Genomic DNA, 21,925 nt, shown 5'->3' with positions numbered 1-21,925 from the left:
TCAAGATAGATAAGACCCAAGCCTCGTCCCGAAGCAATGGGGCCGAAGGAAGGATAAACGGCTATCGCCATCCTTTGGACAGGCGCGTTTACCGATGAAATATAGAAACAGGTGAAACTTATACTTTCCTATATTTTAAAAACATAAAATCCGGCCTGACAGCCGGATTTCAACTTAGCGTTTCCTTATTCTACTTCAACCTACCGGGCAATCGTTCATCCCAAGAAACCGCAGAGCGTTGTCTCTGCATAGGGCCAGACGATCCGCTTCGTTGATATTAGCCGCCGCTAGCTGAAGTGCCGTCGCTCCCATTTCCTGCAGAGGAGCGCATGAGCTATAAGCGAATGCTCTGGCTCCCCCCCGTTGACACAGTTGGGCGATAACCGCGAGCGGGCCGTTAATATACCACAGATCGAAGATAACGCGATCCAACCGCCAATCGGGGGTCCTGAAGCGCATAACGGCATCCCACTCATAATCGCGGAGACCGCTGATTAACAGCGGGTGACCTCCGCACGTTCCTATCAACTCGGCTAGTGCATGCACGGGGACGGTTTCCGCCGGGTAGCGCGGGTGCTGCAGCCGCTCGTCCTGCAGACGGGCGATGACCGAGAGCGGAAGCCCCCGCTCACGCAAAGCGGCGATGAGCTCTGCGGCGTGTTGGCCATTGATCGCATACCCGTGATAGCCCGGGAGCAGCCGGACGCCCCTCGCCCCATTCCGCGCGGCGTAATCGAGCTCGGCTTCCCAGCCGGGCTCGGCCGGATTCAGCACGACGAATGGCCACAGCCGCTCATCGGCAGCCGCTTGCGCGAACAAAGCCTCGTTGCCGGAACGGGTATCATGGCCGAAAACGGAGGCCAGATGGCTGACGCACAGCCCGACAAGTCCAAGTCGGTCAGCCATCATCATTAAGTCTTCTGCCGAAGCCTGCGACCGGTAGCGAAACGGCCATTGCCCAATGAAGGCCGTGACGTCTACCCCGCGACCATTGACGAAGGATTCGAAAGACAAGCCATCTCTCATTATCTAGCCACCTCCTCAAGCAATCTGCTCATGTTCCCTTCGGTAATCTGCTTCACTGCCTCCGGCGATAAACCTGCGCAGAGCACCTTGCCGAGATTGCTGGCGAGACAGGCGCCCGGCAGATCCGAGCCGAAAATGACGCGATCCGCTCCGAGCCGTTCGACCGCCAAGGCAACCTCATACGCGCCGATCGGAGTGCCGGACGTATCCGTACTTACATTCGGATATGGAGCTATAACATTCATCGCGCTTTCCACTTGCCCTCCCATGTGGGCCATAATGATACGAGCCTCCGGATATCGGCGCGCGAGATCCGCCACATGACCGGCCGTCGATTCGTACGGAAGCTGTCCGACCGCTTTGCGCCAGGAATGAACAAGAATGGGCGCGCGATAGGCAATAGCCTGTTCGATGAAGGGAAAGGCCAACGGATCATTACACAGCGTCGCAACCCATAGCTTCAGACCGATCATTCCCTGATCCTCGATACGGCGGCGAAAATCCGCAAGTGCTTTCTCCCCGTGCCGCGGATTCACATAGCAGTACCCAGCCACCCGGTCCGGGTAGCGGCGGGTGACCGCGACCATATCGTCATTCGCTAGCCGCACCTGTTCCCATGTAGGATAGTGTTCATAATTGCAGATCGAGCTGCCGACGAAGAGCCGGACGCCAAGCCGGTCCCCTTCCTCCAGTGTAGCCGGATGAAGCTCGGAGCCATCCAGGTGAATATGCGCGTCGATCATCGGCTTTCCCTCCACCGGTTCAATTCCTCGCACGCCTTTTCCAGCCTCGTCAGGGCTTCATCGATATCCGGCCCGCCATGGCTGAAATTGACATACGAAATGTTGTAAAGCGACACCCCGTGGCGATAGGCCAGCCGGAAGAAGCTTTCTCTGATTCCTTCGTCCGGCCCCCCGTCTGCCTTCTCTTCCGTGCCCGGACGATTAACGAATGCCGGACAAGGCCAGAAGCCTTGTACAGAGAGTGGAATATCCAATTGCTCAAAGAGACCGTTCAGCCTCTTCCACATCCTCTCCCCGCGCTTCCATAAGCCGGTAACAACGTCTTGCTCGACATAAGTGTTAATGCACGCTTTGGCAGCAGCCAACGATAGAGTTTCTCCGCCGAAGGTGGAGGTGATAATCACGCCGCCGCGGTCACAGCACCCCATGACTTCCTTCCGCCCGGCTATGACCGATAACGGCATTCCGTTCGCGATTCCTTTGCTGAACACGGCCAGATCAGGAACGACGCCGAAATACTCCTGAACCCCGCCTATAGCGATTCGGAATCCGGTCACGATTTCATCGAAAATAAGAAGCGCACCATGCTTCCCGGCCAGCTCGCGAAGTGCCGGGTAATAGGCTGCCCCTTCCTGCATAGCCGCATAATCCGCGGCCACGACAACAGCGGCTATCTGTCCGCCGTAGTCGGCGAACAGCCGCTCCATGGCCGGAAGGTCGTTCCATGCGGCTGCATGATGGAGCGAGCTGAGCTCCCGCGGAACTCCCGGCACTTGGGCAGCCGCCCTTCCAGGCAGTTGGGAACCGCCGGGCGCCAGACTGTTCAGCCAGCCGTTATAACCGACTTGGACGATATGATCCCTCCCGGTGTAATGGCGGGCTATGCGAATCGCGGCAGCCACGGCCTCCCCGCCGGTCTTCAGGAAGCGGACCTGATCGGCGCACGGGATGAGCTCACACAGCATTTCCGCCACTTCAGCTTCCAAAGGATGCGGATGGCCGAACGAAATCCCGCTGTCTAGCTGTCTGCGCAATGCTTCATCCACAGCCGGGAATCGATAGCCGAGTGTAACCGGTCCCAAACCATTTCGGAAGTCGATATATTCCTTGCCATCCGCATCCCATACCCGGCAGCCGTCTCCTCTCACGATAACTCCCGGTTCTTCGGGCAGAAGCCCCGGGGCCTTGGAGCAAGTGCTTGATCCCCAAGGAATGACCTTGTTTAAGCGATTGTTCCATTGCAGAGAAACCGGGGTCGCCGTCCCGTTCCGGATGGAATCCCCTTCCTCACCGGTTGATCCATGGCTTTGCACATCTCTAACCGTTTCCGTTCCTCTCATTTTCCTCTCAGCCGTCACATCCCTCTACTCCCCTCTTTATAATCCCCCCGCTTCTCTCTCCTCCAGCCATTCAGCAGTTTTTCTCTTTATTGTTTTCGCGTTATCCATTCTCTTTTCGGTGGAACAATGATACAATTAATGGTTGTTTAAGCGGTGTAATCTGCGAAGCTTGCCGTACTGTTATTTGTCCAAAGGACGATTCGATAGGTAACGACAATTTGGGACATGTACCATACATATACCATTATACTTGAATATTACGAGGATGGGAAGGGATCATTTTGCGCAGGGAAAACGAATTTCTGTACATGAGGCTGTACCATACTTTGAAAGAACAGATTATGACCGGCTTGGTGAAGCCTGGTGATTATCTGCTGCCGGAGAACGAACTGTGCGAATTTTACAAAATGAGCCGTAATTCGGTACGCAAAGCTCTGGAACAGCTTCAGAATGACGGACTTGTTATCAAACGGCCGGGGCTCGGCACGATGGTCCCAGTCGACCTCGTCATCTCGCCATCAGACCGCAATGTACTGCGAATTCTGACTCCATACCCGGCTCACTTCGTCGATAACGGGCTGCCCGCCATCATCGACGCATTCTCCAAGAGATATCCCCATGTAGATGTCAAGGTGCTGAGTCTGCCGGCCTTGAACTTCTGGAAATCGTTCCAATCGAGCTCCGAGATGGGGCTCAGTCCCGATATCGTCATGGTATCGGATTTGCAGCTTGCCGACAGCGACGTCCTTGCTCCCTTTTCCGATGTGACGACCGCTTTGGAAGATCGCCTGCACACCATTTACCCGAAATTGCTAAACCGGTTTCGTCATGAAGGCCAACTGATCGCGGCGCCGTTAACCTTCACGCCGGTATTTTTGGCATACAACCCACAGCTTTTTGCGAATGATAACATTTCCCGGCCGACAGAAGCCTGGACGCTGGACGATTTTCTCAATGCCGCCGAGGGATTGACTCATGTCAGCAACGGGATGCCCGTTCGCTACGGCTTTTCCGTCTACCCCTATATTTCCCGCTGGCCGGTGCTTGCCCTGCAGAACGGCGGAGCCAAGGAGGGGGGCGGCTTGAAGGAGAACAGCCTGCGGACAGCCCTGACGCTGCTGCAGGACATGCTGTACCGGCGGCGCATCGCCACGATGTACCCCGAGTCTGACGCGAATCCTTTCCTGTACGAGAAAGCAGCCATGACGCTAACGACAACATTCGAAATGTCCGGATGGAAGGACCGGAGCCTCAGCTTTACGCCTGAAGTCGCTCCGCTGCCGTTCGGCCCGTTGAAGGCTACGCTGCTGCAGGCCAATGCGCTGATGATACCTGCCGAGGCCAGCTCCCCCGAGCTGGCCCGCGAATTCATTCGAGTGGCCCTGGATCCCGGTGTACAGCAGGCCATGTATGAGCGCTCGTCCTTCCTATCGGTTATCCGGGAAGTCAATCAAGCGGCATGTACCGAAAGCTACCTGCGCGCGCTTAATATTGAGGACCCGTTAATGAACAACAACTTCTTTATTCATGATTTGTTCAACGAGGCCGAGATCGCTGAACTCAAATCCGAGTTTGCTTTGTTCTGGCTCGGGCTCGAGTCCGCAGAAGCGGCGGCCACAGCTTGTGCCCAAATCCGTTAGGGGACTCAAAAAGAACCCGGGGTTCTTTCATAATGATTAGGTCAACGGAGTTTCCGTCTGGCCTTTTTTTCATGCTGCCAATGCCAATCATTTCCAAGAAAAAGAAGCCTCCATTCCCACTTTACAACGGGTTGGAGGCTTCCTTGCTGTGGCTCATTCCGTAAACTTCGGACAAGCTCCAGTCTTCTTTTTGCAGCGTTAAACCTTATAGGCTTTCATCGCTTTGCGGACTTCCTTCAAGGAAGGGCGTTTGCCGTACATCAGAACGCCTACTCTGTAAATCTTCGCCGACAGCCATCCGAAGAAACCGATGGATACAATCAGTATGGCTATGGACAGCCCGACCTCCCACAAGACCGGATCACCGAGCCCTATCCGCAGGAACATAAGCATCGGCGTAAAGAAAGGAATATAGGACGTCACGGTGACGAAGGTGCTGTCCGGGCTGCTTAAGCCAAACATGCCGATATAAAATCCGGCCAACAGAATAAACGTAAGCGGGGTGACCGCCTGACCCAGATCCTCCGTCCGGCTGACCAGAGAACCGACTGCCGCAAACAGAAACGCATAGAGCAGAAACCCTGCCAGATAGAAGAAGAAAAAGCCTGCGATCAACGGCAGCGGAATTTGACTCAACTGAATCCCCATGGAGCTTAGAACCTCTATATTATGCGGAAGCAGTAGATTAATGGCCGCCACTACAGCGAAGATGGCGATTTGTGCCAGCCCGAGCAGCAGCATCCCGATCACTTTCCCGAACATTTGCGTCATGGGCGAAATGCTGGAAATCAGGATTTCCATTACCCGAGAGCTCTTCTCCGCCGTCACTTCGGTGGATACCAGGTTGCCGTACATCATGACGGACATGAACAGCAGGAATAGGAGGACATAGACCAACCCTACAGCAATCGCCCTTTCCCCGGGGTCCTTCTCTGCCATTCCCCCTTCTTGAGGACTTATCTCCATCGTTTTAAGCTCTACCGGTGTGTTCAGCCGGACCAGCTGCTCCTGACTCAATCCAAGCTCTTTAACGACCGCTTCTGTCTTAACGGACTGCATAACCGTCGTCAGAATCGACTGTTCACCCGTTCCCAGGCTGCCATCGGAATGGTAGATCGCCTGAACTAATGTTCCTCTCTCTTCCACCAGCTCCAGGTAACCTGATATTTCTCCGCTGTCAATCTTGCCCTTCGCTTGCTGCAGATTGGCTTCCGGAGATCCGGCATCCGGCAGCAGCACGATCTTCAGCTCTCCATCTTCCTGTTGATTGAGAGACGCAGCTATGTCCTGAGAGTAACGGCTTCCCTCCGCTATCCCGACCGCTTTCACCTCATTGGAGGAAAATAACGAAATAATGTAAGGCAAATTAATGACTATACTTATGATTACGGCAAAAATGATGGTGGTTACTAAAGACGTTTTTGATAAAAACCGGTTTCTGAATGTGAACCGGATAACGCTCATCATATTACTCATGTCCGCTACCTACTTTCTTAATGAAGATTTCGTTCAAGGTAGGCTCCAACACCTGGAATCTGGAAACACTGGTCTGCTCCATGGCCGTTTTCAAAATATGCTGTGCGCATTCGATCTTGGAAATACGAATCTCCACACCGTTCTCCCGTGGCAGAACCGCCTTCACGCCGTCAATTTTCTCCAGGCCGGTAACCTTGGAGTCCGTCTCCAAAATAATGCGTTCTTTAGGAAACGAGCTCTTGATCTCCTTCAGATTGCCTTTCAGCACCACATTCGATTTATGAAGGATGCAAATATTTTGGCAGAGCTCCTCCACGTGATCCATCCGGTGGCTGGAGAAGAGGATCGTCTTGCCTTGGTCCCTTAGCTCCAACACCGTCTTTTTGAGCAATTCCACGTTAACCGGGTCCAATCCGCTGAAAGCTTCATCCAGAATCAGAATATCCGGATTATGAATCACCGAGGCGATAAACTGGATTTTCTGCTGGTTTCCTTTGGACAGCTCTTCCACCTTTTTATTGTAATATTCCGGAACTCCGAATTTATCGAGCCATTCCTTCAAATGTTTATCCGCGGTTTTGCGGGACACTCCCCGTAGTTCGGCCAGATAAACGATTTGTTCGCTCACTTTGATCTTCGGATACAGCCCCCGCTCCTCCGGCAAATAGCCCATCGTCTTCCGCAAGCTCTCGTTATAAGGCTGTCCCTTCCACAGGATTCTGCCGCTATCCGGGACAATGAGCCCCAAGACCATCCGCATCGTCGTCGTCTTCCCGGCACCATTACCGCCCAGGAGCCCGAAGATTTCCCCTTCCTTGACCTCCAGACTGACTCCATTGACAGCCGTATGCTCTCCGAACCGCTTGATGATTTCGTGTACTTCTAATCCTGCCATTATCCAGCTCCCCTTTCCTTTCCTGCAGATACCCCGTGTTTATTCATTAAATGATAAAAAATTTCGTCCAGCTCAAGCGACTCTGTTTTAATAATCGGGTTTCCTTCCTCGGCCAGAGCCTGTCTCGTTTCCTCGAAGGAACTGGTTACGATTCGAACAGGCCCCGAACCCGAGCTTTCCATTACGCCGGGAAACTGTTTCGAACGGTCGGAAGAGCGCTCCACCCATACCGCCTTCCACTCATCCAGCAAGACATCCTTCTCATACATGCCTAACTGCTGCCCGTAACATATAAAAATAACATAGTCGGCCAGCTTCTTAACTTCGTCCATGATATGCGTAGCCATAAGTACCGATTTACTGCCGCTTTCCATAAAGCGGTGAATGTCCTCCACCATCGCCCGGGAAGCAAATGGATCCAGCCCGGAGGAAGGTTCATCCAGAAGCAGCAGATCCGGGTCATGGGCCATGGCCAGGGCAATGGACAATTTTCTCCGTACCCCCTTGGACATCCCTTTGAAACGGAGCTTGGGATCCAAGGAATAAAGCTGCATCAATTCCTGGAATCGGTCCTTCTGCCAGTTTGGATACCAATGCGAGTAGAAGCGGACAGCATCCTTAACTGTTCTCCAGCTATCGTCCCATTCTGAAAGCTCAGGAACATATCCTGTCCTCCGCTTGATCTCCACCCCATTCTCGGGGTAGGAACGGCCGAATAGACGGATCGAGCCTTCGTCGGGATAAGCCAGGCTCATCAGCATCCGGAAGAGCGTGCTCTTGCCGGAGCCGTTCGGTCCTACTACGGCGGTTATATAGCCCGGCTCCAGGCTGAAATTCAACGGGCCGAGAACAAACCGATTATCGTAATGCTTGCGTACATCTGAAACGGTCAATACCGGTTCCATAGTCTCTCCCCTCTTTTCTTTAAAATTCGGTACACGCTTGCTCTCCAACCCTTCATGCAAAAAGGCCCATCATGTTCTAAGTCGGCCTCATGGACACGGCTATGCTTTCTAGATTTTGAAGCGCTTCGGTTATTCATAGTCCTACAAGACGCAAGCGCCATTAATTCGGTTCTGTCTCCTGCAGCAGCTCGTCCAGAATGGATCTCATTTCATCGGAGGAGCACTGTACCTGTCTTCCTGTCTCTACTGCTTGACGGAAAGCTTCATAGACTGCCACATTACGGAACCGTTCCCGTTCCTCTTCGCTCACTCTGGCCACAAATGTGCCGGTGCCTTGTCTTGTATAAAGCAATCCCTCCTGCTCCAAATCCTGATACACTCTGCGGATGGTAATGACACTGCAGGACAGATCCGCTGCGAATTCCCGAATAGAGGGCAGTAGCATGCCTTCCGGCAAATATCTGCTTAGAATCATGGCTCTCAACTGCTCCTTGATCTGATGATATAGAGGCTTGCCGCTATCATTAGTAATTGTGACCGGAATGCGCATCATCCCCACCTCCACTCCATTCTCTTGCCGCACAATCTAACTTGCATCCCGCCAGTCTAACCGTCGAACGGAAATGCGCAAGCAGACTGCTTGGATCACCCCACCAACCGCTATACTGATTAAGGGGGCCAGAATGCTGCTCTTGCCGGCCAGTTCCATACTTTCCTCCACGAGATGAATTCCAGCCAACTGCAGTCCCGCCACGACAAAGATTAGAAGGAACATATGAATCACGCAGCATATAAAATACGTTCTCTCTTTAAGAGAAAGCTCCATCAGAAGATATAAGCCGCCGCAAGCCAATGAATATCCGAGCCAAATAAACACGAAGGAAATGTACTGCTCTCTCGTGAGAGGAAGAAGTTCCCATTGACTTATAAAATATAGAGGGACAAAATAAACTAGACTCATGATTACAAAAACCAGTAAGTATGCAATGTAACGGCTGAAAACAATCTCAAAGGTAGTAACGGGAAGGCTCTTAAGCAGCGTCAGTTTCTTGGACAGAGCATGGGATTTCCACCAATTGCTCCCATAATCCCTGGACATGAAAGTAAACCCAATCGTTCCCGTAACGGCCAAGAAGAATATATCGGCAGCAAAGCGAGTAAACAGTGTGTAGCTCTGACTGTATAGTAAAGAAACAGTCGTCAGGGAAAAGAAAAAGTAAAATATCGTTGTCCATAACCATCCCCAACCGGTTCGAACACTTTCGTATTTTATTAAAAACCGGACATTCTTCCACATGAACATCCTGTCCACCGACGATCACCTTCTCCTCTGTTCTCTATCCGTTTTCCAGTCCATATTTATGCTGTGATTACTGTATATATTGTTATATACAGTATACAGATTTGAATTCTGTAATGCAATACTATTCATCGATTTTCTTTATACTCTCCAAATCTATCTACGCTCTCCTAATCTTCCTGCCTGTAAAATACTTGGTTGCCAGTTCTTTTTGCTATATTTATATATCTCGTTTCTTAATGAGCCTAAGCCAAACATAAAAAAATGCTTCCTCGCTACTCTGGGTGGGGTAAATAGACAGCGATTTTATATGGAGAGGCGGGCATGATAAGCTGGTTAGCAACGCGAATTCCTTACCCTTCGCGGCTTTCGCGAGTACTCATGCCCGCAGAGGCTCCATGTCAAATCGCTCTATTATGCCTCTCAAACGTAGTTTTTCCCATGTAGTATAGCGAAGAGCCAAAAAAATCTGCACCTTTAAGTGCAGATTTGATTTAGCGTATAGAAGGTTACCAGCCAAAAATAGCGTCAATGACCGGCTTGGTATCTCCCCCAGGATAGAGGACATAGAGCAAAGTATAAACGATAACTCCCGTCGGAGCTGTTATCAACCACATGACAGCCGTCCAACGGCCGAGTTTTCGGTGCTTGGCAAAGCTTTTCTTATAAGCGAGAGTTAAAGTCACAATTCCGAATACCGCAGATACCGTTGCCAGCACAATGTGAAATAATAAGAAGACATAATAAAACGATCTTACCGCATCAGGAGCACTCTCGGCTATAGCGGTATTTCCCGCAAAGATGGTTCTCGATACATATACGATAAAAAAAGCAACGGCAAATATCGCTCCGGCTACCATAAACCGTTCGTGCGCTATCCGGTTTTTCTGACGAATATGATACCAGCCAATCGCTACCAGAACAGCGCTAATGACGATAAAAGAGGTGCTGATCGTTGGAAGTAAGTAGTTCAATGCCATCCCGTCCCATTAATTTATGATGATGGTACTTGTTTAGGATTTAATACAGAATCCCGCGTTTCCCCCGATTCGCTGCGCTTCATCGGCTGCAGTGATTCCAGGAGATCCCGATCCATCTGCTCTTCCTTCTTCCTTTCCGAACGGAACCATTCGAAGAAGCTGTAGGCCAGAACAATTCCATAGACAATCTCCTGCATAATCTTCATGACGACTCCGCCCATCTGTTGGTCATCTAACGAAGGAAGGAAGAATAATGTTTGCGGCGCCCCCATATACACGTCGTAAACCAACACTTGAGTAAAAATTAACAGAGCGCAAGCCGGAGTCAACAGGACGCCGTTGGCAAACATATACACCATCTTCTGAAGACCGTTGAGTCTGCTCCATTTCGGATCTTTTACAAAAATCGGAAACCACATTTGGAAAGCCGTCAGCATCAGAACCCAATGATAGATTAGATGGAGATAATGAACTTCCATAATATAGTTAAAGATTGTCGGAATGTGGTAGAAAGAAAATAAAGCGTTAAAGACAATCACGCTAATAAGCGGATGAGTAATCCGGTACAGCCACGGTTTGATCCACTTAATCTCAATTATCGATTTTATAAGCCAATGTGGCAGCCCCAAATAAAATAAAGGCGGGAAGACGAGGTAAATCAAAGACATCTGCAGCATATGAGAACTGAACAAATGGCTGTGTCCGTAATAATTGATCGGCGTTCCCTGAGCCAGATAATAGACGCCAAGCGCCGTAATCATTAATGCCTTGGTGCCTCCGCTTACCGGTCCCGACTCTGCAAAAAATTTGCGCCCGGGGCCCATCAAATAAAAATAGACGACACCGGCCAGAATCACCAGCAGCAGAATGTCAGGTCTCCATAGAGCGAAGAAATCCGGGTTTTGATGGATATGTCCTGTATTTGGCACGGGTTTTACCCCCTTATTTTCCTGTTTAACAAAGCCAAAGCATCATTTTATCCAAGAAGAAACGGCGGCCATCCTTGTCCAAGGACGTACAGTTTCTCGATGAAATATAAGAACTGAATAAGCATGCAAAACTTATACTTTCTTATATTTTAAAGAAAGAGAGGCGGTACCAGTCATGTCTAATCCCGCCTCTCCCCCTATAAATACTTACCACCAAATCCAAAATAATGCCGCTACGACTCCACACATTCCGAAGATGGCTCCGAAGATGATGCCAATAATCGGGAAGGTGTGATCTTTGTCCTTCATATGCATCCACACCGCCAATTGGAAAACCGCTTGGACGATGGCCAGCAGAATCAGGAAGGATACAAGAAATGCTTTGCTCAAGCCGCCGTAGATCACAGCGGCAAAAGCGAACATCGTCAATAAAATCGAGACTAGATACGTAATATAATGGTTTTTCGGGCCTTCAACGCGATGACGTACATTAGGCGCAGAAGATTGCTGTTCTGAACTCATCCGTTTAACCCACCTTTCCCATTAAGTAAACTACGGTGAAGATAAATACCCAAATTACGTCGACATAGTGCCAATACAAGCTGGCTACGTAAAATTTAGGCGCGGTCACTACCGTTAATCCTTTTCTGAAGCCTTGAATAATCAGCATTGCAATCCAAATCGTTCCGAATACAACGTGCGCACCGTGGAAACCGACCAAGGTGTAGAAGGATGTACCGAAAGCGCTGCTTGTAAATGTATGGCCTTCATGAACGTACTCCACAAATTCATAAATCTCAAGACCCAAGAAGGACAAACCGAGAATAACGGTAACGATCAGCCATCCGAGCATAGCCTGGACCTTGTGCTTATGCATGGCGATCATAGCCAGCACGCTCGTCAAGGAGCTTGTGAGAAGAATCAATGTTGCGGTACCGACCATGCCGAGCTTGAATATTTCGTCGGCCGTCGGCCCCTCCGGAACCTGATTCCGAAGGGCGATAAAGCCCGCGAACAGAGTTCCGAAGAGGACGGTCTCGCCGCCTAGAAAGAACCAGAACGCCAGAAGTTTATTTTTGCCTTCAAGTGTTGCTTTTTCCGGTTGGGCAGGAAGTGCGCCGTTCATGTGATTTGCATTTGCCATTTAAGCCTTACCTCCCTTTCCTTGCAGTTCCTCCAGTTCAATATGCCAACCCGGATCGTCCTTGAACGAACGGATAATCATGCACAGGAAGAAGATTGCAAGGCCGAAAATCGCAATAATGTGATCGCCGAACAGCGTGTTCATCAGGCTGCTGTCGAATTCATACCGGGCAAACATGAAGCCGAATCCGGAAATAAACAACCCAAGCGACATGATGAACGGCAGAATCGATGGAGACGGCATATGAATCGGTCCCAGAGGCTCCGCCGGAGTCATCTCTTTGTTACCTGCCATCTTCTCTTTGAACAGAGCGTCCAGTCCGCGAACGAGCGGAAGCTGCTTGAAGTTATACTCCGGAGCAGGAGAAGGAATCGTCCACTCCAGCGTACGGCCATCCCACGGATCTGCAGGAGCATCTGCCGGTTTCATGGCCGCAATAATGATGTTGAGCACGAATACGACTACACCGACTCCCATCAAAGCAGCGCCTATCGTACTCAAGAAGTTGCCCAGCTCGAGCTGTTGTCCCGGCAGGAACGTGTATACCCGGCGCGGCATTCCCATCAAGCCCAAGAAGTGCTGCGGGAAGAACGTTAGATGGAACCCGATAAAGAATGTCCAGAAGTGCAGCTTGCCCAGGCCTTCGTTAAGCATACGTCCGAACATCTTAGGCCACCAGTAGTAGAAGCCTGCGAAGATACCGAACATCATTCCGCCTACGATAGTGTAGTGGAAGTGAGCGACAACGAAGTAAGAGTCATGGTATTGGAAGTCAGCCGGAGGAACAGATAACATAACCCCGGTCATACCGCCGATCAAGAAGGTTGGAATGAATCCGACCGCCCACAGGTTAGCGGCGGTGAAGCGGATTTGTCCTCCCCACATCGTGAACAGCCAGTTAAAGATTTTAATCCCGGTCGGTACGGCGATAGCCATGGTTGCTACAGCAAAGATCGAGTTAGCTACAGGCCCCATTCCTACCGTATACATATGGTGAACCCAAACCATGAAGCCCAGGAACCCAATCAGGATAGTCGCGAACACCATGGAGCTGTATCCGAACAATCTCTTCTTGGAGAATGTGCTGACGACTTCAGAGATGATCCCGAATGCCGGCAGGATCAGAATATACACCTCAGGGTGTCCGAAAATCCAGAAGATATGCTGCCAAAGAACGATGTTCCCGCCCTTGGCCACGTTGAAGAAGTTTCCGTCAAACAGACGGTCGAACATCAACTGTACCAACCCTACGGTTACTGCAGGGAAAGCAAACAGAATCAATGCCGAAGTAATAAATGCAGTCCACGTAAACAACGGCATACGCATGTAAGTCATTCCAGGAGCACGCATATTTACGATCGTAACGAGGAAGTTAATTCCTCCAATCAGAGTACCCAAACCGGAAATCTGCAAACCGACTACGTAGAAATCCACTCCGAACAAGCTGGTATCTGTAGACAACGGAACGTATGCGGTCCATCCGGCGTCCGGGGCCCCACCCATGAACCAGCTCAGGTTCAGCAGCAGACCGCCGAAGAAGAACAGCCAAAATCCGAGAGAGTTCAGGAACGGGAACGCTACGTCACGTGCACCGATCTGTAAAGGAACGATAGCGTTCATAAAACCTAAAAGCATCGGCATGGCCGCCAAGAAGATCATGGTCGTACCATGCATAGTTATTAACTGGTTAAACGTGCCTCCAACGAAAATTTCCAGGTTGGGGTAGAGAAGCTGAATCCGGATCAGGAGGGCTTCCAATCCCCCGATGAGGAAGAACATTCCCCCTGCAAGGAAATATAGAATCCCTATTTTCTTATGGTCAATCGTAGTTAACCAATCCATTAAGCCGGTGTAACGTTTTACCGCATGAGATTGAGCCAACGTGGTTACCTCCTTTTTTCAAAGCTGTCCGTTATTGCAACGATAATTGATTTAAGTATTTAACAAGCTGATCCAGCTGCTCTTCCGTCAAATTGATCTTAGGCATCTTATTGCCCGGCTTGACGGCTTGCGGGTCCCGAATCCATTTCTTTATGTTCTCATCGTTATGTTCCAGGATGCCAGCGACCAATTCACGGTCAGCGAATCCGGTCAGGTTAGGCCCCATGCTTAAGCCTTCTGCTCCGACCGCATGGCAGGACAGACAGTTGTCTTTGAAAATTTGCTCTCCCTGAGATGCTTCAGCGGTAATCGTTGCAGGTGTCTTCATCTTGTCGATCCATTCTTGGAATTCAGCCTCCGTCTTCGCCACTACTTTGAAGTCCATCAAGGCGTGGGAAGCTCCGCAAAGCTCTGCACATTTACCACGGTAAACTCCCGGTTCGTCTGCCTCCAGATGGCTGACGTTCATCATACCGGGGTTGGTGTCAATCTTCCCTCCAAGAGCAGGAATCCAGAAGGAGTGGTTAACATCGGAAGCGGTGACTTGGAACGAAACTTGCTGTCCCGCAGGAATTACAAGGTCTTGAGCGGTGATAATTCCATATTGAGGATACTCGAACTGCCACCAGAATTGATGCGCGGTTACCTTCACCTGGAGAATATCGTCGTTCTGAGTGTAGTCCTCTGAGTGCTTAAATGTATACGTAACAGTAGGAACCGCAAGAATGATCAACAGAATGATCGGAATGACGGTCCAGATCACTTCCAGCAAGTGGCTGCCTTCCACCTGCTTCGGAATGATATCCTTATCTCCCTTACGTTTCGTGAAACGCAGAAGAACGTAGGTGTAGATGGATATTACGACCACAAACACAAAAATCATGATCCCTATGCTGAGCTTTATCATGAACAGTTGTTCCCTAGCTACAGGCCCTTTGGGATCAAGCGCGGAAAGGTTAGGTTCGCCACACCCGGTCAGCAAAAACGCCAATACCGCCAGCAGGGGCATTAGACGCCATACAAATTTCCAACGATTCATCTTTTATCAACCCCAATTTTCTGTTTTAACCGCTATCACCATGGATGCGCACCGTGTCAAGAAACCTAATCACGTATTAACTATAAATTCGTTATACAGGTTTGTCAATCTTCCTAGGAAAGTTCACACAATGTTCTAAATCCTTGCCACGACTCGGTTTAGAGCCATCCGTTTTTGTCATTTCCATCTCGAAAATGCAGGTTTTGCCTTCTGGGAATGGGCATAATTTGAACTTCCTGACCCATGCTATCTATACAACGATTATTCGCAACAAGGAGGAAAAACATGCATACTCGTTTAAATCGTACGGCCTGTTTCGTTTTCATCTCGATTATGCTTCTGATTACAAGCGGCTGTTACGATCTGAAGGCCGACCGCCGGAACGCCAACAATTATGGGAGCCGCATCGAGGTCCCTGCGGAGGAGCAGGGCAACAGAACTTACGGCATTAAGCAGCAGAGCGCTTCTTTCCACGATAATAAGACATTAGCGTTCAGCCAAAGCTTGTCCCGGGAAGTGGAGGAATTGGACGGCGTCAACAGCGCTATTGTCATGCTGACGGATCGCAATGCTTACTGTGCCATTCTCGTTGACAGCTCCGCCACCGGAACGACAGGCAGTACATCTGCACGCAAAGAAACTAACAATTCCGGCACCTCACTCGGCCGATACAACCCGTTTACCTTTAACCAGTACGCAAATCCGGAGGATCTCGCAACAGGAATTAACAACTACGATACCGTCGAGGACCCCGACCGCCTGGCTCACGGCTTCAAGCAGTCTATTGCCGAGCGGATTAAAGCCGCCTATCCCTCTGTCCAGCAGGTGTATATTTCCGCTAACCGGGATTTCATTAACCAAATGAACACCTACGCACAGGAAAGCTGGAAGGGATACCCTCTGGACGGTTATGTAGAAGATTTCAACCGGACCGTCCGCCAGCTATTCAGTCGTTCCGACAATAAACCCGTCCGGTAAGCTCTGCAGCCTTCCCCCCGGCCCCCGATCCCGGGATAAGCCGGGAAGGCTGCGGCCTTGGGCAGCGTTCTTTGCCCGAGCCTGTCCGGAAAATCTACATATTAAAGTAGTAGGTATTCCTTGAGTTAAACTTTATAGACCAGATTTTAGCGCAAAATATGGTATCCTTAATATGAATCCTTATTACGCAAGGAGGTTGCGCTTTAATGAAAATCATATCTATCGAGCCGACGCCTAGTCCGAATTCGATGAAAATCAATCTGGACGAGAAGCTTCCTGACGGCGTCCGCAAGGAATATAGCCCTACTAATAAAGATCAAGCCCCCGAGAGCCTGCAGCGGCTTCTGGACATTGAAGGCGTGACCGGTATTTATCACGCCGCCGATTTTATCGCCATTGACCGTCACCCGAGAGGGGACTGGCAGCGGATTCTCACCGAGGCAAGGGAAATCCTCGGCGAGAGCGATCAGGCGGTGGCCGGCTCGGCTGCCGGGCCGGCTCCTGAAGCGGAAGCCCCGGCAGCCTTCGGTGAAGTGAAGGTGCTGGTCCAGACGTTCCGCGGAATCCCCATGCAAATTCGGGTGAGCAACGGAACGGAGGAACAGCGTGCCGCTCTCCCCGAGCGCTTCTCACAAGCGGCCATGACCGCCGGCCTGGCCTCTCCCAATTTGATCAAGGAACGCAAATTGGAGGAGCAGGGCGTCCGCTATGGAGAGCTTAAGGACGTTCTGGAAGAGGTAGTTCGCGAATACGATGCAGCCTACGACCAGCAACGTCTGGAAGCTATGATCGAGCAGGCTGCCCAGCAAGCGCCCGGCGAAACCGTCGTAGAAGAGGCCGCGTCGCTGGATGAGCTGGCTTCGGCGATGGAGAGCAGCGATTGGCGGACCCGCTATGCCGCTCTGGAAAGAATAGAGCCGACCGAAGAAGCTATCCCCCTGCTCTCCCGGGCACTGGATGATCCGCAGATGTCCATCCGCCGGTTGGCGACCGTATACCTGGGCGATATTAAAACTCCGGAAGTGCTGCCCTTGCTCTTCAAGGCCTTGAAGGACAAGACCGTGGCCGTTCGCAGAACGGCAGGAGATACGCTGTCCGACCTTGGTGATCCCGCTGCCATTGGTCCAATGGCAGATGCCCTGAAGGATACGAACAAGCTTGTCCGCTGGAGAGCGGCCCGGTTTCTGTATGAAACCGGCGATGAGACAGCCCTGCCGGCCTTGAAAGCGGCGAAGGACGATCCCGAGTTTGAAGTAAGCATGCAGATTAACATGGCCATAGAGCGGATCGAGGGCGGGGAGGCGGCTCTAGGATCAGTATGGCAGCAGATGACGAACCGCAATCGGGATTAGAGAGTAAATGTAAATTATCCTTTTTCTCTCAACGGGGACCGGTCAACCGACCGGTCCTTCTAATGTCATTGAGCCTGTTCCGCCAATCTTCGCCCTTGCTCATAATCGTTCGGGGCGCTGAATTGCGTCCCGGTCTGCTCCAAGTTTACGGCCGTTGCCCCAGATGCTTGTCTATCAGCTCCATCTTCATATTCCATAATTTCTGGCTCAATGATACGGGATACAGCTCCGGATTAAGCTTGCGCAAATATTCCGGCCAGAATAATTTTAGCTGCTCCTTGTGATGCTGACGGATTTGTTCCAAACCGGGAAGAGAATAAACCTGTTTCCCTTCTATATAAATCGGCTTAAGTATCGGATAGGCATCATAATTGGCAACCGTCTTGCGAATGAATGTATGGGTCGGATTGAACAGCTTGAGGCTCTGCCCCTGAACGGCATCCTCCTCCCCCTGGAGAGCGATATAGTCCCCTTCCGCCTTGCCTGTTGCGCGGTTGACTATCCGATAAACCTCTTTAATGCCCGGGGTCGTAATTTTCTCGGGATTTCCGGATATTTTGATCGCGGGAACATACTCCCCATCGACCTCCCTGGCCACCAGCTTGTAAATCCCTCCCAGCGAGGGCTGGTCTCCGGCTGTAATCAACTGAGTCCCGACTCCCCATACATCAATCTTGGCCCCTTGGGCCTTCAGATTGAATATCGTATTCTCGTCCAAATCGTTGGATGCGGTAATCTTGACCTCGTTAAGCCCTGCTTCATCGAGCATTTGCCTTGCCCTTATGGACAGGTAAGCGAGATCTCCGCTGTCCAGACGAATTCCGAGCAGCTTCTTCCCCTGCTCCTTCAGCTTCAAGCCTACCTTGATGGCGTTCGGAACTCCGGACTTGAGCGTATCATAGGTATCTACCAGCAGAATTACCTGTCCCGGCAGTGCAGCGGCAAAACGCTCGAATGCCTCCTCTTCGGATTCGTGGCTCTGGACCCAGGCGTGAGCATGGGTCCCTTTGGTCGGGATGCCGAACCTCATCCCCGCAAGCACATTGGAGGTACCGTCGAAGCCCGCAATATAAGCTGCCCGCGCCCCCCATAACGCTGCATCGGCTTCCTGGGCACGTCGTGTTCCGAACTCCAGCAGCTGATCGTCGCCGGCCACTTGCTTGATTCTTGCCGCTTTGGTCGCCAGCAGCGTCTGATAATTCATGAAGTTAAGCATGGCCGTCTCTATCAATTGAGCTTCGAACACCCTGGCTTCCACTCTTATGAGAGGCTCATTCGGGAACGCGAGAGTCCCCTCTTCCATGGAATAAAGATTACCGGTAAACCGGAAATTCCGAAGCTCCTCGAGAAATCTCGGATCGTACCGCTCCTCTTGTCCGGCCAAATATTGAATCGCGGCTTCATCGAATTTCAATTCATTTAAATAATTAACAATTCTTTCCAACCCTGCGAAAACCGCGAATCCATTGCCGAAGGGCAGCTTGCGAAAATAAGCGTCAAAGACGGTTTTACAGTTGTGGGTTCCGTTATACCAATGCGCATACATCATGTTGATTTGATATTTATCCGTATGCAAAGCTAAGTTTGCTAAATCCAATGCGGGTCCTCCTATTCCTTAACGACCGATCCGGCGTTGACAATCGTAGCGCCCAATGTTCCTCTGAAATGAGAAAGCGCCCAGTCATGTCCTGCCGGATTGAAGCTGGCCACCGCATCCTGATGAATAAAGATTTGAAAGCCTTTGTTATAAGCCTCAACAGCAGTATGCAGGACACAAATATCCGTACATACTCCAACAAGATGCACCTCTTTAATTCCCCGTTCCTTAAGCTGAGCCTCCAGATCCGTACCGTGAAAAGCGCTGTATCTTGTTTTATCCATCCAGTAAATGCGATCCTTGTATTTGTCGTACACTTCTTTCAATTGACCGTATAATTCCCGGCCGCTGGTTCCTCTGATATTGTGCGGCGGAAAGAGGAGCGTCTCCGGATGATCCGGGTCATTCTCTTCGTGCAAATCGACCGCCATCACGACAAAGTCTCCCCGTTCTGTAAATTCCCGCGTCAACTCCGCCATGCGTCCTTCAATCGCTATGGCCGGTTCGCCGCAGGGCAGCTTTCCTTCCACAAAATCATAAGTATAATCGATGACAATCAAAGCTTTCATTGCTTACCCTCCTCGGTTATCGGCAGAACGGCCGGGCCCGACGTTCCATCTTCGGTACCAGGCAAGAATGGCAAGCCCTTCCTCCGCCGGCATTCCTTTAATCCGAAACTCGGTGCCTCCCCCGCCTGAGGCGACTGTCGCTTTGGCCGTGCACAGCCCTTTCCTTAATTGGAAGGGATGGCGGCCGACGCTGTAAGACTGGATCCTTCCTCTGGGAATGATGGCCGTCATCCGGCTGATTCGCCGATATCGGAAAATAACCTTATCCGCATCGACGATCCAGCCTGCCGTTTTATATTTCCACCAGCCAAGCAGCAGGAACAGAACGACCAATCCCCAGCCGATTGCCCCCCATTTTGTAAAATAGCCTATAATTAATGTAAGGACGGCGAGTACGGCCGGTACGGGAAACAAATAACCGGGCAATGCTTTACGGGATACCGGAGTATAAGCTTTATCCTCTTCCTGCACAAACACGGGGGCAAATTCCTTAAGAAAATCTCTGATCTCATCTTTGCGCAGCAAAGGAAACAACAGGGTGGACTCCCCTTTCTCATTGCCATACCCGACACTCTCCACCTGGATGGAGGCCAGGCCGAACGGCTGCCAAACCGGTTCCTCGACAATCACTATCGCCTGAATTCTTCTGATCGGCAGCGTCACCCTCTTGATTTCGAGCAGCCCCCGCTCGATAAGCAGCTCATCTCCGTCCCGCGTGACGGTAAAATTGGCGAACCGGATCATAGCGGACAGAATAGCGACCAGTACAGCCAGCAATAAAATACATAATACCGCGAGGATCAGCATTCGCCAACCCCAACGGGCCACATTGCTGTAAAGAAATAAGTTCGGGAACCATTCATCCAGCTGTGTAAAGGCGGCAAATATAAGGGAAAACGCGACACCCAGACTCCCCGAAGTAAGTCCGGCAATGAACAATTGCCCGAACGGCAGCCTTCGGCTGGGTTTAGGCATAATAACATTGTCCTTGGCAGGCTCGAGCACCTCGGCGGGTGAGTCGAACCTCTCCTCCGGACCGCTATCCGCATCTTCTCTCTCCCGTTCGTCGCCCAATTCCTGCGTGTCCCGAACCGCTTCAGCCCTCTTCCGGCCCCGCAGTTCAAGCTGCAGATCAGCCGCAGCCTCCTTGGTCACCGCCGTCAGGACGGCTTCCGGCTTCTGGCCCCCCGCAGTCTGAACCTGCACCCGGACCAGGCCGAACAATCTGTGCAGCAGGCCTTCCGTGAGATCAATGCTTTGTATCCGTTCATAAGGAATGTACTGCCTTTTCTTAAAAAATACACCTTGATAGACAAACAATTTGCCGTCTTTAGTCCCATAACGAAATACTGCCCATGACCATATCCCCGAAACGATAGCCAGAACGAGGAACACGGCCCCGAACAGGATTCTGTAGGAATATTCTCCCGTTGCGCTTTGCCCCCTGAAAAACTGGGAAACAAAAATGATCAGAAGAGGAAGAAGAAAATCTTTAAGCGCACGCAGAGCCAGCAAAACCGAACTCAGTGGATGAAGCCGTTTTCCTTCAGACGTCTTCATTGGAAACCCTCGCTAACTCGGCAATCCGATCCCGGACCTGATCAGCAGTTTCATTGGCCAATGCGGGAATCTCATGGCCCCCTGCCGCCGTGGAGAAAGTTACGGTGGACAGCCCGAATTTACGCATAATCGGTCCTTGATTCGTATCGACATGCTGCACCCGGACCATCGGAATAATCGTTCGGGTCCGGAAGATGATGCCTCTCTGCAAATCGATTTCTTCCTCGCGGATCTCATAGCGCCAGCGGTGCCAGCTCCACTTGGGAACGATTACGACAAACCACACCGTCCCTATGGCAATCAATGCCCATACTATGGCGGAAATCCAGTAGGGCCAATCAAATTTAATGGTCAAGAACAGCAGAACTCCGCCGGCCGCCGCCATCAGAAATGACGTAATGGCGCCCTCCCATCTCCAGACGGTCAAGGCGCGAATATCTATCTTGTGCCTGGGTTCCGGGCGCATAGGGTACAACTCCTTCACTACACTCGAATGACTTCAAATTTACATTCATGACTTAAGTTTAAACCAGGATCCTAATGTACTATTGTAACGCAAAACGTTCCCTAA

The 21,925-nt window shown here is 51.0% G+C and carries 21 protein-coding genes; 3 read left to right on the top strand and 18 right to left on the bottom strand.

The genetic code is table 11. From position 1 onward, the window contains the following. Window positions 1–195: 195 nt before the first annotated feature. The 3 genes from ACFQ03_RS00955 to ACFQ03_RS00945 are packed head-to-tail and all read right to left on the bottom strand — an operon-like array spanning window position 196 to window position 3,127. Window positions 196–1,026 (bottom strand): amidohydrolase family protein, encoded by an 831-nt coding sequence (locus ACFQ03_RS00955; RefSeq protein ID WP_379285517.1) that lies wholly within the window; start codon window positions 1,024–1,026, stop codon window positions 196–198. Further along, window positions 1,026–1,769 (bottom strand): amidohydrolase family protein, encoded by a 744-nt coding sequence (locus ACFQ03_RS00950; protein ID WP_379285515.1) that lies wholly within the window; start codon window positions 1,767–1,769, stop codon window positions 1,026–1,028. The genes ACFQ03_RS00955 and ACFQ03_RS00950 overlap by 1 nt, the downstream gene beginning before the upstream one ends. After that, a complete protein-coding gene (locus tag ACFQ03_RS00945) occupies window positions 1,766–3,127 on the bottom strand; it encodes an aminotransferase class III-fold pyridoxal phosphate-dependent enzyme (protein ID WP_379285513.1) in 1,362 nt (453 codons plus the stop codon). Before ACFQ03_RS00945 ends, ACFQ03_RS00950 begins: the two co-directional genes overlap by 4 nt. 263 nt (window positions 3,128–3,390) lie before the next feature. Between ACFQ03_RS00945 and ACFQ03_RS00940 the strand changes: the two genes are divergently transcribed. Then, window positions 3,391–4,749, top strand: a complete 1,359-nt coding sequence (locus ACFQ03_RS00940) for an extracellular solute-binding protein (RefSeq protein WP_379285511.1) — start codon at window positions 3,391–3,393, stop codon at window positions 4,747–4,749. Window positions 4,750–4,947: 198 nt separating this feature from the next. On the opposite strand, the gene ACFQ03_RS00935 is transcribed toward ACFQ03_RS00940, so the two are convergent. From ACFQ03_RS00935 to coxB, 11 genes are all read right to left on the bottom strand, one after another. Then, window positions 4,948–6,225: an ABC transporter permease gene (locus tag ACFQ03_RS00935; protein ID WP_379285509.1), complete on the bottom strand. Its 1,278-nt coding sequence runs from the start codon at window positions 6,223–6,225 to the stop codon at window positions 4,948–4,950. Next, window positions 6,218–7,120 (bottom strand): ABC transporter ATP-binding protein, encoded by a 903-nt coding sequence (locus tag ACFQ03_RS00930; RefSeq protein WP_150959267.1) that lies wholly within the window; start codon window positions 7,118–7,120, stop codon window positions 6,218–6,220. Before ACFQ03_RS00930 ends, ACFQ03_RS00935 begins: the two co-directional genes overlap by 8 nt. Further along, on the bottom strand, window positions 7,120–8,025 hold the full coding sequence (locus ACFQ03_RS00925; protein ID WP_379285507.1) for an ABC transporter ATP-binding protein: 906 nt from the start codon (window positions 8,023–8,025) through the stop codon (window positions 7,120–7,122). Before ACFQ03_RS00925 ends, ACFQ03_RS00930 begins: the two co-directional genes overlap by 1 nt. Before the next feature lie 160 nt (window positions 8,026–8,185). Beyond that, complete coding sequence (locus ACFQ03_RS00920; RefSeq protein ID WP_379285505.1) at window positions 8,186–8,608, bottom strand: GntR family transcriptional regulator; 423 nt, start codon at window positions 8,606–8,608, stop codon at window positions 8,186–8,188. A 3-nt stretch (window positions 8,609–8,611) separates the two neighbouring features. After that, window positions 8,612–9,337 carry a hypothetical protein gene (locus ACFQ03_RS00915; RefSeq protein WP_144935417.1) on the bottom strand — a complete coding sequence of 242 codons (726 nt, stop codon included), beginning with the start codon at window positions 9,335–9,337 and terminating at the stop codon, window positions 8,612–8,614. Between the two features lie 497 nt (window positions 9,338–9,834). Beyond that, on the bottom strand, window positions 9,835–10,305 hold the full coding sequence (locus ACFQ03_RS00910; protein ID WP_186328309.1) for a DUF420 domain-containing protein: 471 nt from the start codon (window positions 10,303–10,305) through the stop codon (window positions 9,835–9,837). A 14-nt stretch (window positions 10,306–10,319) separates the two neighbouring features. Continuing rightward, the gene (locus ACFQ03_RS00905; protein WP_144935424.1) at window positions 10,320–11,234 is read right to left on the bottom strand and encodes a cytochrome c oxidase assembly protein; all 915 of its coding nucleotides are present in this window, start codon (window positions 11,232–11,234) and stop codon (window positions 10,320–10,322) included. Window positions 11,235–11,441: 207 nt separating this feature from the next. Further along, window positions 11,442–11,756 (bottom strand): cytochrome C oxidase subunit IV family protein, encoded by a 315-nt coding sequence (locus ACFQ03_RS00900; RefSeq protein ID WP_144935427.1) that lies wholly within the window; start codon window positions 11,754–11,756, stop codon window positions 11,442–11,444. A 4-nt stretch (window positions 11,757–11,760) separates the two neighbouring features. Beyond that, window positions 11,761–12,378 (bottom strand): cytochrome (ubi)quinol oxidase subunit III, encoded by a 618-nt coding sequence (locus ACFQ03_RS00895; protein WP_144935430.1) that lies wholly within the window; start codon window positions 12,376–12,378, stop codon window positions 11,761–11,763. Next, complete coding sequence (gene ctaD / locus ACFQ03_RS00890) at window positions 12,379–14,220, bottom strand: cytochrome c oxidase subunit I (protein ID WP_186328312.1); 1,842 nt, start codon at window positions 14,218–14,220, stop codon at window positions 12,379–12,381. It lies immediately after the preceding gene. Window positions 14,221–14,290: 70 nt separating this feature from the next. After that, complete coding sequence (coxB, locus tag ACFQ03_RS00885; protein ID WP_144935435.1) at window positions 14,291–15,298, bottom strand: cytochrome c oxidase subunit II; 1,008 nt, start codon at window positions 15,296–15,298, stop codon at window positions 14,291–14,293. 285 nt (window positions 15,299–15,583) lie between these two features. On the opposite strand from coxB, the gene ACFQ03_RS00880 reads away from it, so the two are divergent. Further along, window positions 15,584–16,276 (top strand): YhcN/YlaJ family sporulation lipoprotein, encoded by a 693-nt coding sequence (locus tag ACFQ03_RS00880; protein WP_186328310.1) that lies wholly within the window; start codon window positions 15,584–15,586, stop codon window positions 16,274–16,276. Window positions 16,277–16,482: 206 nt separating this feature from the next. Continuing rightward, entirely contained in the window at window positions 16,483–17,628 is a 1,146-nt protein-coding gene (locus ACFQ03_RS00875; protein ID WP_144935441.1) for a conserved virulence factor C family protein, read from the top strand. Between the two features lie 145 nt (window positions 17,629–17,773). Here ACFQ03_RS00875 and ACFQ03_RS00870 read toward each other — a convergent pair whose 3' ends face one another. Genes ACFQ03_RS00870 through ACFQ03_RS00855 form a run of 4 tightly spaced genes read right to left on the bottom strand, consistent with a single transcriptional unit; the run spans window position 17,774 to window position 21,820 of the window. Next, the gene (locus ACFQ03_RS00870; protein ID WP_370451720.1) at window positions 17,774–19,177 is read right to left on the bottom strand and encodes a nicotinate phosphoribosyltransferase; all 1,404 of its coding nucleotides are present in this window, start codon (window positions 19,175–19,177) and stop codon (window positions 17,774–17,776) included. Between the two features lie 59 nt (window positions 19,178–19,236). Further along, window positions 19,237–19,794, bottom strand: coding sequence for a cysteine hydrolase family protein (locus ACFQ03_RS00865; protein WP_144935447.1), 558 nt, complete (start codon window positions 19,792–19,794; stop codon window positions 19,237–19,239). 3 nt (window positions 19,795–19,797) lie between these two features. After that, on the bottom strand, window positions 19,798–21,354 hold the full coding sequence (locus tag ACFQ03_RS00860; RefSeq protein WP_144935450.1) for a PH domain-containing protein: 1,557 nt from the start codon (window positions 21,352–21,354) through the stop codon (window positions 19,798–19,800). Continuing rightward, entirely contained in the window at window positions 21,341–21,820 is a 480-nt protein-coding gene (locus ACFQ03_RS00855; RefSeq protein WP_144935453.1) for a PH domain-containing protein, read from the bottom strand. The genes ACFQ03_RS00860 and ACFQ03_RS00855 overlap by 14 nt, the downstream gene beginning before the upstream one ends. Between the last annotated feature and the right edge of the window lie 105 nt (window positions 21,821–21,925).

It is taken from the genome of Paenibacillus residui, assembly GCF_042677205.1.
Classification (GTDB): domain Bacteria; phylum Bacillota; class Bacilli; order Paenibacillales; family NBRC-103111; genus Paenibacillus_L; species Paenibacillus_L residui.
This window is presented reverse-complemented; position numbering and strand designations above follow the sequence as displayed.

Excerpts from the sequence above, each read along its gene's own strand:
- ACFQ03_RS00875 (WP_144935441.1), top strand. The coding sequence starts at position 16,483 with ATGAAAATCATATCTATCGAGCCGACGCCTAGTCCGAATTCGATGAAA.
- ACFQ03_RS00955 (WP_379285517.1), bottom strand. The coding sequence starts at position 1,026 with ATGAGAGATGGCTTGTCTTTCGAATCCTTCGTCAATGGTCGCGGGGTA.
- ACFQ03_RS00855 (WP_144935453.1), bottom strand. The coding sequence starts at position 21,820 with ATGCGCCCGGAACCCAGGCACAAGATAGATATTCGCGCCTTGACCGTC.
- ACFQ03_RS00950 (WP_379285515.1), bottom strand. The coding sequence starts at position 1,769 with ATGATCGACGCGCATATTCACCTGGATGGCTCCGAGCTTCATCCGGCT.
- ACFQ03_RS00910 (WP_186328309.1), bottom strand. The coding sequence starts at position 10,305 with ATGGCATTGAACTACTTACTTCCAACGATCAGCACCTCTTTTATCGTC.
- ACFQ03_RS00865 (WP_144935447.1), bottom strand. The coding sequence starts at position 19,794 with ATGAAAGCTTTGATTGTCATCGATTATACTTATGATTTTGTGGAAGGA.
- ACFQ03_RS00900 (WP_144935427.1), bottom strand. The coding sequence starts at position 11,756 with ATGAGTTCAGAACAGCAATCTTCTGCGCCTAATGTACGTCATCGCGTT.
- coxB (WP_144935435.1), bottom strand. The coding sequence starts at position 15,298 with ATGAATCGTTGGAAATTTGTATGGCGTCTAATGCCCCTGCTGGCGGTA.
- ACFQ03_RS00860 (WP_144935450.1), bottom strand. The coding sequence starts at position 21,354 with ATGAAGACGTCTGAAGGAAAACGGCTTCATCCACTGAGTTCGGTTTTG.
- ctaD (WP_186328312.1), bottom strand. The coding sequence starts at position 14,220 with ATGGATTGGTTAACTACGATTGACCATAAGAAAATAGGGATTCTATAT.
- ACFQ03_RS00925 (WP_379285507.1), bottom strand. The coding sequence starts at position 8,025 with ATGGAACCGGTATTGACCGTTTCAGATGTACGCAAGCATTACGATAAT.
- ACFQ03_RS00880 (WP_186328310.1), top strand. The coding sequence starts at position 15,584 with ATGCATACTCGTTTAAATCGTACGGCCTGTTTCGTTTTCATCTCGATT.
- ACFQ03_RS00870 (WP_370451720.1), bottom strand. The coding sequence starts at position 19,177 with ATGATGTATGCGCATTGGTATAACGGAACCCACAACTGTAAAACCGTC.
- ACFQ03_RS00895 (WP_144935430.1), bottom strand. The coding sequence starts at position 12,378 with ATGGCAAATGCAAATCACATGAACGGCGCACTTCCTGCCCAACCGGAA.
- ACFQ03_RS00935 (WP_379285509.1), bottom strand. The coding sequence starts at position 6,225 with ATGAGTAATATGATGAGCGTTATCCGGTTCACATTCAGAAACCGGTTT.
- ACFQ03_RS00930 (WP_150959267.1), bottom strand. The coding sequence starts at position 7,120 with ATGGCAGGATTAGAAGTACACGAAATCATCAAGCGGTTCGGAGAGCAT.